This is a genomic window from Pseudomonas paraveronii, from assembly GCF_963681955.1.
Taxonomy (GTDB): Bacteria; Pseudomonadota; Gammaproteobacteria; order Pseudomonadales; family Pseudomonadaceae; genus Aquipseudomonas; species Aquipseudomonas paraveronii.
The window spans coordinates 1,693,862-1,706,307 of record NZ_OY817130.1; the positions used below are offsets into that span (position 1 = coordinate 1,693,862).

Below are 12,446 nucleotides of genomic sequence, written 5' to 3' on the forward strand. Positions count from 1 at the left end.
ACCCGGAGTGTTCGGGCGGCTGTCCCTGCGCGCATGGCGCCCTGTCATCGCCCATACGATAATGCCGGCATCCCGATCCCCATTGGCCATCCTCCGTGATCATCAACTTCGACCTCAACGACCTCCAAGCCTTCCGCGCCGTAGTAGACAAGGGTAGTTTTCGCGCCGCCGCCGATGCCATCCGGATCTCGCAGCCGGCGCTCAGCCGTCGCATCGAAAAGCTCGAAACCGCCCTCGATGTGAAGTTGTTCGAACGCACCACGCGCCGAGTCAGCCTGACCATGGTCGGGCGCGCCTTCCTGCCGCAGGTCGAGCGCATCCTCGACGACCTCGACATCGCCCTGATGGGCATCAGCAACGTCGCCTCGACGCGTATGGGCGACGTGACCATCGCGTGTGTGCCGTCCACCGCGTATTACTTCATGCCTCATGTGATCTCGGCATTCCACAAGCTGTACCCCAAGATTCGCCTGCGGGTGCTGGATGCCAGTGCCGGCGAGGTGTGCAACGCGGTGGAAAGCGGCGAGGCAGATTTCGGCGTGAGTTTCAGCGGCAGCCTGGCCGATGAGGTGGAGTTCGAATTGCTGTTTCAGGAGCGTTATGTGCTGGCCTGCCGCCGCGATCATCCGCTTGCCGAGCGCGCCAGCGTAAGCTGGGCCGAGGCCTACGAGCATGACTACATCACGGTGGACAAAACCTCGGGCAACCGTTTCCTGCTGGACCAGGCCCTGCGCGGGGTGCGGGTGAAAAAACCGAGCATCTGCGAGACGCACCACGTGACCACGATGCTCGGTTTGGTGGAGGCGGGGCTGGGCGTGGCGATGGTGCCGTCGATTGCCATGCCGGGCTCTGAACACTCGACTCTGTTGAGTGTGCCGCTGGAGGAGCCGCAGGTGATGCGCAATGTGGGTTTGATCAAGCGCCGCGGGCGCACGTTGCCGCCGGCGGCGCTGGAGTTGGAGCGGTTGGTGCGGGAGCTGCCGTATCGGTCAGCGTGATACCGAGTCCAGGCCGGTGGATTGCACCACCGGTTGCGCCTCGGGCGAGGCGAGGTACTGCAGCAGCGCCTTGGCCTGCGCCGGGTGTTCGGCGTTGACCGGAATGCCCGCCGCAAAGCGCGTCACCGATTGCACGTCTTCGGGGAGCTTGCCGACGTAAGTCACCCCCGGTACCGGCAACAGTTCCGCGACCTGCTGCAAGCCCACCTCGTAGTCACCCTTGGCGACCTGTTCGGCCACGGGGAGGCGTTCGATCATGCTGCCCTTGGCCGGCATGCCGAGTTTTTTGAACAGTTCCTTCTCGACATACACGCCGCTGGCACTGTCCGAATACGCCACGGACTTGGCCTTGAGCAACACCGCTTTGAGTTCGGCATCGGTGTCGATGGCCGGTTTGGCCGCGCCTGCTTTCACCACCAGGCCGATCCGCGAATCCGCCAGTTCCACGCGGGACGCTTTGTCGACTTTGCCTTGTTTGATCAAGTCATCCAGGGCGTAGCCGACCATGATCACCACATCGGCGTGTTCGCCACGGGCCAGGCGGTTGGGAATCGCTTCGGGCGCCTTGCCCATCGACGGGCCGAGGACGGTGTCGAGGGTGTCGCCGCTGCGCTGGGCGTATTGCTGGCCCAGCAGTTTGTAGGCAGCGGTGAAGCCACCGGAGGTCATCACCTTGAGCTGTTCGGCCTGGGCCGTCAGCGCCAGGGCGCCGAGGGCGAGGGCCGCCAGGGTGTTCAACAGCGCTTTCATTGCGCCGCTTCCGGCATTACCTGCCCACGGGTGTTGGCCCGGTAATACAACGCGAGGGTCGAGCACAGGGCACACAGGGCGGCGAACATCAACCAGTAGGCCGGCGAGGCCTTGTCGTCGGTGATGTGAATGAACCAAGTCGAGATCGCCGGGGTGAAACCGCCAAAGATCGCGGTCGCCAGGCTATAGGCCAGGGAGAAGCCCGCCACGCGCACTTCCACCGGCATGATTTCGGTCAGCGCCGGGATCATCGCGCCGTTGTACATGCCGTACAGGAAGGAGAACCACAGCAGGGTTTCGAGCATATGCGCAAAGCTCGGTGCGTTTACCACGTAGGACAGCGCCGGATAAGCCGTAAGCACCGTCAGCGCGGTCATCGCGACCAACACCGGTTTGCGCCCGAAGCTGTCACTCAGGCTACCGCCGATGGGCAGCCAGACAAAGTTCGATACGGCCACCAGCAAGGTCACCAGCAACGCATCGGACGTGCTCAGTTGCAGCACGGTCTTGCCGAAGGTCGGCGCGTACACGGTGATCAGGTAGAACGCAGTGGTGGTCATGGCCACCATCAACATGCCGCCGATGACCACGGACCAGTTTTTCGCCAGGGTCGCCAGCACTTCGCGCATGCTCGGGCGATGCTTGCGGTTGGCGAACTCTTCGGTTTCCTCAAGGTTGCGCCGCAGCACAAAGATGAACGGAATGATCACGCAACCGACGGCGAACGGAATACGCCAGCCCCAGTCGGCCACAATCGCCGGTTCCATCCACACGTTCAGGCCATAACCCAGCGCGGCGGCGACCACGATGGAGATCTGTTGGCTGCCCGATTGCCAACTGGTGTAGAAACCCTTGCGGCCGGGGGTGGCCATTTCTGCCAGGTATACCGACACCCCGCCCAGTTCCGCACCGGCCGAGAAGCCTTGCAGCAGACGGCCGAGCAGCACCAGCGCCGGTGCCCACAGGCCAATGGTGTGATAACCCGGCACCAGCACGATCAGCAGCGTGCCGCTGGCCATGATCGACAGGGTCACGATCAACCCTTTGCGACGACCGACATCGTCAATGTAGGCGCCCAGGATTACCGCACCCAACGGACGCATCAGGAAGCCCGCGCCGAATACGGCGAAGGTCATCATTAATGACGCAAACTCATTAGCGGCGGGGAAGAACGCGGCAGCGATGTAGGTGGCATAAAAGCCGAACAGGAAGAAGTCGAACTGTTCGAGGAAGTTGCCCGAAGTAACGCGGAATACTGCACCCACTTTCGAACGGGCAGAGTCGGGTCGGGTAGGGCTTGTCATGGTTTTGTGTCTCCAGCGTTCTTTTTAAAGTGCTTGTTTCGCTTAGGACTGAGGATAGTGGCTGACACATTTAGAAATGAAAAGTGAGTAATTTGGATGCATTGATGCGTTTTGGTTATCAATTTCGGCGCAGGCACATTGTGCGTTCCTTGTTCTATGCTTGCAGGCGTAACTAACTTTTACGGCCGGGGGTGCCTATGACTGACGAACAGAAACAGCGGGACGAGCGGGAGCGGGAGCAACGTCGGCGGCGATTGGAGGAAGAAAAGCCGCAGACCTGGAAGCATCCCGAGGACGGCACGGAGCTTTCGGAGCGGGATCAGGAAATTCCGCTGAAACCCTGATGCCCCAAGTGCGGAGCGGGCTTGCTCGCGATTGCGCTGTATCCGTCAGCCAATCGAGCACCCTGTGTGGGGTTGCTGACCCTGGCGCTGCGTTTGCGCCCGGAACAGCCGCCGGCCCCTCGGGGGGTTATGAGACCAGCAACGAAATAGGATAACCCGACGCCAACACCAGATACGCCACCACCGCCGCCAGGCACAAGCCGACGAATACCCGCAACAAAGTGCGGGCGGTGGGGTGCGCGATAAACTGGATGACCCAGATACAGAACCCGGCCAAGAGGGTGGCCGCGGCGAGAGTGACCAGCACGAGAGTGTTCCTGCGAGCTTGAAGAGCTGATTTATAGTCGCAAAGCCGTCTATTGAACAGAGTGCGCATAGACGCAGCTCCTCGGGCTTTCTAAACTGCGGCTTGTCGTGGGGAAAGGGCGGGCATCGATGAATCGCAATGAATTACGCAAGGCCGACATCAACTTGATGGTGGTCTTCGAAGCACTGATGCTCGAGCGCAATGTGACGCGGGTGGCGGAGAAGTTGTTTCTCGGCCAACCGACCATCAGTTCGGCGCTCAACCGGTTACGCACCTTGTTCAACGATCCGCTGTTTATTCGCGTCGGCCACCGCATGGAACCTACCGCGCGGGCCGAGGAAATCATCCTGCATCTGTCGCCGGCCCTGGACTCGCTGTCATCGGCCCTGAGCCTGACCCACGATTTCGACCCGTCCGTCAGCACCATGACCTTCCGTATCGGCCTGTCCGATGATGTCGAGTTCGGCCTGTTGCCGCCGTTGCTGCGCGCCTTGCGCCAGGAAGCGCCGATGGTGGTGTTTGTGGTGCAGCACGTCGACTACTGGCGGATTCCCGATCTGCTGGGGTCCGGTGATATCACCGTCGGCATCACCCAGACCCGTGGCCTGCCGGCGAATGCCAAGCGCAAGTTGCTGCGCCATATCCGCCCGCGCTTGTTGCGCGCCGACGCGTCCGACCGGCCGCTGACCCTCGATGAATATTGCGCGCGGCCCCATGTGCTGGTGTCCCACACCGCCAACGTGTCCGGGTTTGCCGATGAGTGGCTGGCGGAAATCGGGCGCAAGCGCCATGTGGTGTTGTCGGTGCCGCAATACAGCGCGCTGCCGGCACTGCTGGCCGGCACCGACCTGATCGCCAGCCTGCCGGACTACACCGCCGAAGCCATGACGCTGTCGGGCAACCTGTTTTGTGAGCCATATCCGTTCGAGACACCGACCCTGGATTTGTCCATGGTCTGGCTCAGCCATGTGGACACCGACCCTGCCGAGCGCTGGATGCGTTCGCGGCTGGAGGCGTTTATGAGCGACCGCGACCTGGTGAAAAAGGTCTGATGCTTTTATCCGTGGTATATCTGGGAATCTTCCTACGGTTACTTCGGAGACTCCCATGCCACACCTGCACTTGGAATACACCGCCAACCTGACGCAACTGGACGCCGATAAGGCCCTGTTGCGTCTGAACCATGCGTTGGTGGCCTCCGGTCAGTTTGGCGCCGAATTCGATATCAAGAGCCGTTCGCTCAAGGTCGACAGTTTTCGCGTGGGCACCGCCATGACCGCCCGGGGTTTTGTCGCCGTGCGCCTGGCATTGCTCAGCGGGCGCTCGGCGCAGGTCAAGAAGCAGTTATCGGAAAGCCTGCTGGCCGTGGTGCAAGAGCTTGGGCCGTGGCCGGAGGGGGTGCAGGTGCAACTGAGTGTCGAGTTGCTGGATATCGATCGCGATTCCTACAGTAAGGTCGCGATTGGTTGAGCGCTTCCATCCTTCACAACCCTGCCGCTCTATGTCGATGCGTGAGGTCAGAGTAATCCCTGTTCAGCGCAGACTTTTACCACCTGCTCCCTGAACCAGGTATTGGCGCTGTCCTGTTCACTGGTTGCGTTCCACTGCATGTCCAGGGTGAACCCCGGCAATCCGTTGGGCGCCTCGCAATAGCCGAACACTGCGGCGGGTGCCAGCAGTCTTTGCACACGGCGGGGCAGGGTGACGATGAAGTCGGTGCCGGCGATCATCTTCAACGCGGCGCTGTAGCTGTTGGCCCGGGCGACCACTTGGCGCTTGTGGGCCTGGCGCGCCAGCCAGCCGTCGATCATGTTGGTGTCGGAGGTCCACGGCGTGGGGAATACGTGGCGTCGCTCGACGAAAGACTGCAGGCTGAACGCCGCCTCACGGGGCGCTGCACGTTTGTCGAAGACACACACCAGGTCGTCTTCGAGCAGCATCTGGGTCTTGAAGTCTTTATGGGCGCGGTGAAAGTGCGGGCCAAAGCAAATCACCAGGTCGAGGCGGCCTTCGCGCAGGTCGTCGGCGGGGATCTCGGTTTCCAGCTTGCGCACATTGACGATCACCGGCAGGTCGGCGCGGTCGAAGTTTTTCAACAGGCGCGGCAGGATCAACTGCTCGAAATACTCCGGGGCGCACACGTTGAAGCTCACGGCTTTCTGGGTGGGGTCAAAGGCCTGGCCACCGGCGTGGCACAGGTTGATGCTTTCGAGGATTTTCTGCACATGGCCGTACATGGTGCTGGCCTTGTACGTCGGACGCATACCCGCCCGCGTGTTGATAAACAGCTCATCCTCGAAGCTGGTGCGCAGCTTCTTCAAGCTGTAGCTCACGGTTGACTGGCTGACGAACAGCGTTTCTGACACCTCGGTAACGCTGCTCTGGTCGTAGACGGCGATAAACACCATCAAATCCTGCATATCGAGCTTTCTGAGCAAGTTACTGTTTAGCATCCATTCCATCCGGTAAGCCTTGGCACTGTGACAGCGCGCGACAAGGGTAGAAGATTAACGGAACGGGCGTGCCAATAGAAAGCTCTGTAGGGTGTTTCTATGTTTTGCGTGGGACAAAAAGTGTTTGCAACACGACGTCAGCGAATGTGCTCCGCGTAATGCTTCGGATCGAAGCGCGTGACGATCAGCAGCATCACCCCGATCACCGCCGTCAGCGACCACCATGCCCATTCGAAACTGCCCAACTGATCGCGGATCATCCCGGCGATCAACGGCGACAGGCCGGCAATCAGGTAGCCGATGCCTTGCACAAACGCCGTCAGGCCACCGGCGCGGCGCGGGTGGTCGAGGTGGTCGAGGGACAGGATCAAACTCATCGGGAACAGCCCGCCGATGCCCAGGCCGAGCAGGCAGGGCCACAGCAAACTCAGGTATTGGGGCGCCAGGATCAGCCCGCAGAAACCGAGGATGATCAGCACCAGCAACACCGCCACCACTGCGCGTTTATCCTGGCGACGGTTAGCGATGGCCGGGGTCACCAGGCCCGAGATGACTTCCATCGCGGTGAGGAAACCCAGGAGCAAACCGGCATGCTGTTCGCTCCAGCCTTGTTCGACGTAGTACGGCGCCAGCCACGCCAGGACACAGGTGTAGGAGGCTGTACCGAGGCCAAAAAAGATCGCCAGCAACCAGGCGCGGCCATTGCCGAAAAATCCCTCCTGCTTGTCAGAACCGACCTGGGGCAAGGCGGGCAGCGCCGCACGCTGGGCGGACCAGAAGAGCAGGGCGAGCAAGGCCAGCCCTGCCCAGATCGCCAGGCCGATGCGCCAACTGCCGGTCTGCACCTGCACGAACGGCGAGAACGACGCCGCCAGCGCCGCGCCGCCCATGATCGCCGTGACGTACAAACCCATGAACAATGAAACGTTGGCGCTGAAGCGTGACTTGATCAGCGCCGGCATCACCGCCTGGATCATCGCGATGCCGACCCCCGCAGCGATCGCGCTGACGATCAATTCCAGCGCCGAATCGAGGAACAACCGCGACAGCGTCGCCACGCCGATCACCAGCAGCGACACCGCGATGCTGCGATGTTCGCCGAAGCGCTTGGCCAGGCCCATGCCGAAAAACATCGCCAGGCCCATGGCCATGACCGGCAACATGGTCAGCAACGCGGCGCTGCTGAAACTCAACGGCACCTCGCCGCGAATCGAGGCTAACAACGGCCCTACGGCCGCCATCGACGGGCGCAGGTTAAGCGCGACCAGCACGACGCTGATCATCAGCCAGACGGCGGTGGTGGATTTTGCGTGAACGTTTTCCATGGGCCAGCCTTGAGTGAACAAGGGCGAATCAGGCCACGCACGGGGAGCGGGGGCAAATGAGAAAGTTGCAGGGGCTATCTAAAAAACGCAGTTAACTGAAATACCGCACATCAAAATGTGGGAGGGGGCTTGCTCCCGATAGCGGTGGTTCAGTCAAAGATGCTCCAACTGAATGAGTGCTATCGGGGGCAAGCCCCCTCCCACATTGGTCCGCATTCCATAGGGAGGCTGCGTCGTCAGTTAGACCGGATCACGTGCTTGATCTCCTGAAACGCCGCCAACCCCCACGGGCCCAGCTCGCGGCCGATGCTGCTCTGCTTGTAACCGCCCCACGCCGTTTGCGCGAAGATCACCTGTGGCGCGTTGATCCACACCATGCCGGCCTGCAAGGCATTGGCCACGCGTTCGGCGGCTTCGCCGTTGCGGCTGACCACACTGGCTACCAGGCCGAAATCGCTGTCGTTGGCCAGGGCGATGGCCTCGTCTTCCGTGGTAAAGCGTCGTACACACAGCACCGGGCCGAAGATTTCTTGCTGCCACAATGCGCTGTCCAGCGGCACGTCGGTGAACAGCGTGGGACGAATGAAATAGCCTTTCGCCAAGTGCGCCGGGCGCTCACCGCCGCACAGCAAGCGGGCGCCGTCCTGCACGCCGCGCTGGATATGCGCCAACACCCGTTGGTACTGGGCGTGGTTGATCAGCGCGCCCATTTCCACGTCTTCGGCAAACGGGTCAGCGACGCGAATCCCTTCAACCCGCACGGTCAAACGCTGCAGGAATTCATCCGCGAGACTGTCCGCCACCAGCACGCGGCTGGTGGCGGAACACATCTGCCCGGCGTTGAAAAAGCCGCCACCACAGGCCAGCTCAAGCGCCAGGTCGAGGTCGGCATCTTCCAACACCAGCAGCGAGGATTTGCCCCCCAGCTCCAGGCTCACGCCCTTGACGGTTTCGGCGGCGCGTTGCATCACCTGCACGCCCACCGCATTGCTGCCGGTGAAGGAAATCTTCGCCACGCGAGGCGCCGCTGCCAATGGGACGCCCACGGCCAGGCCGGTGCCGCAGACGAGGTTGAACACCCCCGCCGGGAAGCCGGCCTCGGCGATGATCCGCGCCAGTTGCAATTCCGCCAGCGGTGTCACTTCCGACGGTTTGAGCACCACGCAACAGCCGGCGGCCAGCGCCGGGGCGAGTTTCCAGGCGGTGGTGACCATGGGGAAATTCCACGGCACGATCAGGCCGACCACGCCGCAGGGTTCGCGGCGCAGGCGGGCGCTGAAGGCGTCACTGGGCAGCGCCACCGCACGGTCTTGCTCGGCGTCCAGCGCCTCGGCGAGACCGGCGTAGTACTCGAAGGTGGCGATCACGTCGTCGACATCGATACCCGCTTCGAACAACGGTTTGCCGCTGTTGCGCGCCTGCACGCGCATCAACGGCTCACGCTGTTCGCTCACACCTTGAGCCACTTTGCGCAGCAGGGCGCCGCGCTCACGCCCGGTGCTTTGCGACCAGCCGATAAACGCCGCGCTGGCGGCGTCGACTGCCTCGGCCACGGCGCTCGCATCGCCGACGCTGACCTGGGCCAACGTCTCCTCGGTGGCCGGGTTGATCACCTCCAGCACGTCATGGCCGGCACGCCACGCACCATTGATATACACACCGTTCATGACTGCGCTCATACCGCCACCTCCTGCATCCAACGTTGCTGGTCGATTTCAATCAGCGTCGGCCCTTGGCGATCAGCGGCAGCCCGCAAGGCAACGCGCAGCGAGTCCACGCCCTGGATGCGCTCGGCGGCGCAACCGAGGGCCGTGGCCACGCCGATAAAGTCCGGCGTGTAGATGTCGACGCCGACCGGTTCGATGGCCCGGTTGAGCATGTACTTCTTGATCTCCTCGTAGCCCTGGTTATTCCACAGCAGCACGATGATCGGCGTGCGTGCTTCCACGGCGCTGGCCAGTTCCGGCAGGGTGAATTGCAGCCCGCCGTCACCGATCAGGCACACCACCGGCTGGCCATCGCCACGCCCCAACCAGGCGCCGATGGCCGCAGGCAGGGCGTAGCCCAAGGTGCCGTAGCCGGTGGAGGCGTTGAACCAGCGGCGCGGGTGGTCGAGGTTCAGGGTCAGGTTGCCGCTGTACACCGGCTGCGTGGAGTCGCCCACCAGCACCGCATTGGGCAGTTCCTCCAGCACGGTGTGGAGGAAGCGGGTTTGCGCACGGGTGGCGGCGTCCCAGGTCGGCGTTAATTCGGCCCACAGGCGGGCGACGCGTTGAGCGCCCCAGGCGCTGTGGCGAGGCGCCAGCGGCAGGCGCTGGAGCTCGGCGAGCAAGGCCTCGGCGGCGATCTGTGCGTCGGCCACCAACGCCAGTTCGGGCGGGTAATTGCGCACGGTTTGGTCCGGGTCGATATCGATGCGCAGCAGCGCTCCGGGAATCTCGAAGCCGCCGGCGAAGGTCACGTCGTAGTCGGTCTCTGCCAGCTCCGTGCCGATGGCCAGCACCACATCGGCCTCAGCGACCAGGGCGCGGGTGGCGAGCAGGGTCTGGGTCGAGCCGATCAGCAACGGGTGGGCTGCGGGCAGCATACCTTTGGCGTTGATGGTCAGCGCCACGGGGGTGCCGAGGGTTTCTGCCAGGCGGGTCAACGCCGCGGCTGCCGCGATGGCGCCGCCGCCGGCCAGGATCAATGGGCGTTTGGCGGCGGCGAGCCGTTGGCTCATCTGCTTGACCGCCGACGGTGCCGCACCGGCACGCGCCACGCTGACGGGTGAAGTGCCGAGCAACGCATCGGCGTTTTCCACCAGTACATCCAGCGGGATTTCGATGTGTACCGGGCGCGGCCGCCCCGCCTGGAACAGCGCGAACGCCCGCGCCAGTACGCCGGGCAATTGCGCTGCCGACATCAAGGTGTGGGAGAACGCCGCCACGCCGGCGATCAGCGCGCTCTGGTTCGGCAGCTCATGCAACTTGCCGCGCCCGCCGCCCAACTGGCTGCGCGACTGCACGCTGGAGATCACCAGCATCGGGATCGAGTCGGCATAGGCCTGGCCCATGGCCGTGGTGATGTTGGTCATGCCGGGGCCGGTGATGATGAAACACACGCCGGGCTTGCCACTGGTGCGTGCATAGCCATCGGCCATAAAACCCGCGCCCTGTTCGTGGCGCGGGGTGACGTGGCGGATGTTCGAGCGCGCCAGGCCGCGATACAACTCCACGGTGTGTACTCCAGGGATACCAAACACCTGGTCCACGCCGTAGCTTTCCAGAAGGTTGACCAGTACTTCGCCGCAGGTCGCCATACATGTCGCTCTTATTGTTGAGGTTGGGCGGTATTGGACCGGCTGGCCGGTAGCGGCAACAATCGATAAAAAGTCATACTAGCCATGTCCTCACGTCATGGCTGCTTGCCCGATGAAACGCCTCCCGCCGCTGCCCGCACTGCACACGTTCTGGGTCACCGCCCAGTGTTGTAACTTCACCCGCGCCGCCGAGCAGTTGCACATCACCCAGGGTGCGGTAAGCCGGCAGATCGCCGGGCTGGAAAGCCATTTGGGCTACGCGCTGTTCCTGCGTCAGGCGCGGGGCCTGAGCCTGACCGAAGAAGGCCGCGAGTGGTCGCTGCGGGTGCAGCAGGTGTTCGGCCTGCTCGGTGACGCGCTGGAGCAGATCGGCAGCCGCCGCGACACCCTGCAGCTCAAGGCCTCCACCTGCGTGATGCGCTGGCTGCTGCCGCGCTTGATGCAATGGCAACGGGAACGCCCGGATGTGCCGGTGGAGCTGACCACGACCGTGGCCTACAGCGTGGACTTTCGTCGCGAGCAGTTCGATGCAGCGGTGATCTATGCGCCCAGCGCGGAACAATCGGCCGAGGCTCGGCATCTGTTCGATGAACAACTCACACCGGTCTGCGCGCCGGCTTTACGCGACCGTCTGAGTACGCCTGCGGACCTGCAGCAACAGGTGCTGCTGCACCCCACCCGGGACGAGCGGGACTGGGCGTTGTGGCTGGAGGCGGCGAAGACGCGCTTGAGCAATGTGAGCCAGGGCCACCATTTCGAGACGCTGGATCTGGCCATGACGGTGGCGTCCCAGGGCTCAGGCGTGGCGATTGGCGACAGTGCGTTGATTGGCGAAGACGTGAAGGCGGGGCGGTTGGTGGCGCCGTTTGAATTGCGGGTGCCGACGGGGATGGGCTATTACCTGGTGTATCCGCCGGGGACAGCCCCTTCGGCCGGGCTTGAAGCGCTGATGGATTGGTTGGTCAACCAGGCGCAACAGGCGTAGCGCTGAAGATCTAAATGTGGGCGCCGGCAAGCCAGCGCCCCCATGTTTTGATCGCGTTGGCTCAGTAACCGACGGTGAAACGCTGGCGCGAGTGCTTCGGTGTTTCCACTTCATCGAGCATCGCGATGGCGAAGTCGGCGAAGCTGATCCAGCTGCGGCCTTCGCGGCTCACCAGCAAATCATCCTGACCCAGGCGGAACGTGCCGGTGCGCTCGGTTTCAACGAATTCGGCCGACGGCGACAGGAAGGTCCAATCCAGTTCCTGCTCCTGACGCAACGCCTCGAGGAACGTCGCGCCGGCACTGGCTTCTGCCTTGTACGCTTCAGGGAAACCCTCGCTGTCGATCACCCGAGTGCCGCCCGGCAGCAGCAGCGAGCCCGCGCCGCCCACCACCAGCAGGCGTTTCACTGCGGCTTTTTTCACCGGGCCGATCACCGCACTGGCGGGCAGGGTGGCGAAGTGCGCCGCGCTGATCACCACATCGCTGCCGCTGATGGCCTGTTGCAAGGCCTCGGCATCTAGTGCATCGACCTGTTTGACGCTGACGCCAGGGCGCACGGCAAGTTTGTCGGTGTTACGCGCGATGGCGATCACGCTATGCCCACGCCGCAGCGCCTCTTCCAGCAGTTGACTACCGGCACGGCCAGTGGCCCCAATGATTGCGATCTTGCTCATGAC

13 protein-coding genes are annotated in these 12,446 nt (G+C 63.1%); 5 read left to right on the forward strand and 8 right to left on the reverse strand.

Annotated features, from left to right (window positions below):
• The first annotated feature begins 95 nt into the window (after positions 1-95).
• Positions 96-998: a LysR family transcriptional regulator gene (locus U5A08_RS07570; protein WP_253394044.1), complete on the forward strand. Its 903-nt coding sequence runs from the start codon at positions 96-98 to the stop codon at positions 996-998.
• On the opposite strand, the gene U5A08_RS07575 is transcribed toward U5A08_RS07570, so the two are convergent.
• Together U5A08_RS07575 and tcuC are read right to left on the reverse strand one after the other, a co-directional pair.
• A complete protein-coding gene (locus U5A08_RS07575) occupies positions 990-1,748 on the reverse strand; it encodes a substrate-binding domain-containing protein (protein WP_321851050.1) in 759 nt (252 codons plus the stop codon). The genes U5A08_RS07570 and U5A08_RS07575 overlap by 9 nt on opposite strands.
• Positions 1,745-3,052: an MFS transporter gene (tcuC, locus tag U5A08_RS07580; RefSeq protein ID WP_321851052.1), complete on the reverse strand. Its 1,308-nt coding sequence runs from the start codon at positions 3,050-3,052 to the stop codon at positions 1,745-1,747. Before tcuC ends, U5A08_RS07575 begins: the two co-directional genes overlap by 4 nt.
• 197 nt (positions 3,053-3,249) lie before the next feature.
• Here tcuC and U5A08_RS07585 point away from each other — a divergent pair, with 197 nt between their 5' ends.
• Entirely contained in the window at positions 3,250-3,396 is a 147-nt protein-coding gene (locus U5A08_RS07585) for a hypothetical protein (protein ID WP_253394050.1), read from the forward strand.
• A gap of 127 nt (positions 3,397-3,523) precedes the next feature.
• Here U5A08_RS07585 and U5A08_RS07590 read toward each other — a convergent pair whose 3' ends face one another.
• Positions 3,524-3,703 (reverse strand): hypothetical protein, encoded by a 180-nt coding sequence (locus U5A08_RS07590; protein ID WP_253394052.1) that lies wholly within the window; start codon positions 3,701-3,703, stop codon positions 3,524-3,526.
• A 128-nt stretch (positions 3,704-3,831) separates the two neighbouring features.
• Here U5A08_RS07590 and U5A08_RS07595 point away from each other — a divergent pair, with 128 nt between their 5' ends.
• Positions 3,832-4,755, forward strand: coding sequence for a LysR substrate-binding domain-containing protein (locus U5A08_RS07595; RefSeq protein ID WP_247402885.1), 924 nt, complete (start codon positions 3,832-3,834; stop codon positions 4,753-4,755).
• 55 nt (positions 4,756-4,810) lie between these two features.
• Positions 4,811-5,173, forward strand: coding sequence for a 5-carboxymethyl-2-hydroxymuconate Delta-isomerase (locus U5A08_RS07600; protein ID WP_253394054.1), 363 nt, complete (start codon positions 4,811-4,813; stop codon positions 5,171-5,173).
• A gap of 47 nt (positions 5,174-5,220) precedes the next feature.
• On the opposite strand, the gene U5A08_RS07605 is transcribed toward U5A08_RS07600, so the two are convergent.
• The 4 genes from U5A08_RS07605 to U5A08_RS07620 form a co-directional block, all read right to left on the reverse strand.
• Entirely contained in the window at positions 5,221-6,156 is a 936-nt protein-coding gene (locus tag U5A08_RS07605) for a LysR family transcriptional regulator (RefSeq protein WP_321851055.1), read from the reverse strand.
• 137 nt (positions 6,157-6,293) lie between these two features.
• Entirely contained in the window at positions 6,294-7,481 is a 1,188-nt protein-coding gene (locus U5A08_RS07610; protein WP_321851056.1) for a cyanate transporter, read from the reverse strand.
• 236 nt (positions 7,482-7,717) lie between these two features.
• Complete coding sequence (locus tag U5A08_RS07615) at positions 7,718-9,160, reverse strand: aldehyde dehydrogenase family protein (protein ID WP_321851058.1); 1,443 nt, start codon at positions 9,158-9,160, stop codon at positions 7,718-7,720.
• Positions 9,157-10,782, reverse strand: coding sequence for a 5-guanidino-2-oxopentanoate decarboxylase (locus U5A08_RS07620; protein ID WP_321851060.1), 1,626 nt, complete (start codon positions 10,780-10,782; stop codon positions 9,157-9,159). The genes U5A08_RS07615 and U5A08_RS07620 overlap by 4 nt, the downstream gene beginning before the upstream one ends.
• 112 nt (positions 10,783-10,894) lie before the next feature.
• Between U5A08_RS07620 and U5A08_RS07625 the strand changes: the two genes are divergently transcribed.
• The gene (locus tag U5A08_RS07625; protein WP_253394064.1) at positions 10,895-11,767 is read left to right on the forward strand and encodes a LysR substrate-binding domain-containing protein; all 873 of its coding nucleotides are present in this window, start codon (positions 10,895-10,897) and stop codon (positions 11,765-11,767) included.
• 61 nt (positions 11,768-11,828) lie between these two features.
• On the opposite strand, the gene U5A08_RS07630 is transcribed toward U5A08_RS07625, so the two are convergent.
• Positions 11,829-12,443 carry an NAD(P)-dependent oxidoreductase gene (locus U5A08_RS07630; RefSeq protein ID WP_321851062.1) on the reverse strand — a complete coding sequence of 205 codons (615 nt, stop codon included), beginning with the start codon at positions 12,441-12,443 and terminating at the stop codon, positions 11,829-11,831.
• Positions 12,444-12,446: the final 3 nt, after the last annotated feature.